We start from the raw sequence: 941 nt of genomic DNA, 5'->3' as shown, positions 1-941 counted from the left end.
CCTGCCGTTGATAAGGCAGCCGCCATCGCACCTGCAGCCATCAATCCGATGACGAAGATACCTAAATTGGCTATTTCCGGTGTTGCCATAACGACAATGTCGTTGCTGATGACGAGCTCTGTCCATTGAAGGATCCCGTCACCATTCCCGTCAGCTAAGGACAGACGGCCAGTATCGACCCAGGCTTGTGTCCATGCGGGGAGATTATTCAGCGAGGAACCGGCTACTTCTGTCATTAAAATGAACCGCGAAAAAGCCGCATAAGCAGGAGCGGACAAATACAGCAACCCAATAAAAAGCAGCGCCCATGCACCACTCCATCTAGCTGCTTTCATCGTCCTCACCGTATAGAAACGGACGATGACATGAGGCAAACCGGCTGTCCCTGCCATTAGCGTAAACATCAGGGCAATAAACTGCCACTTGCTTCCTTCTGTAAATGGAACGACGTATTCAGAAATTCCTAATTCCTGATCGATCGATTTCATTTCGGAAATCACATCACCATAAGAAAGCCATGGAAGTGGATTTTGTGTCAATTGCAGTGACATAAAAATAACTGGAATCAAGTAAGCAATGATGAGGACTAAATACTGAGCAACCTGTGTCCAAGTGATACCCTTCATCCCGCCAAGTGCGGAGTAAAACGCAATCAGTACGACACCAATCAATGTCCCGATTATTGTATTCACTTCAAGAAGACGTCCGATAACGACTCCGGAGCCGGACAGCTGTCCGATGGAATACGTGAAACTGATGATGATCGTTGCAACAGCGGCGATCAGACGGGCAGCATTACTTTTATAACGATCGCCGATAAACTCAGGTACCGTGTAGCGCCCGTACTTTCTCAATTGTGGTGCAAGCAGGAAGGTTAATAATAAATAACCGCCTGTCCACCCCATGATGTAAGCTAACCCATCATATCCTAGGATCATGAC

1 protein-coding gene is annotated in these 941 nt (G+C 47.5%); it reads right to left on the bottom strand.

Annotated elements, in window-relative coordinates; genetic code table 11:
• On the bottom strand, positions 1-941 hold a 941-nt coding region (locus tag LD39_RS16745), incomplete at both ends, for a VC_2705 family sodium/solute symporter (RefSeq protein ID WP_035550166.1).

The sequence above is a fragment of the Halobacillus sp. BBL2006 genome (assembly GCF_000786645.1).
Taxonomy (GTDB): domain Bacteria; phylum Bacillota; class Bacilli; order Bacillales; family Halobacillaceae; genus Halobacillus.
This window is presented reverse-complemented; position numbering and strand designations above follow the sequence as displayed.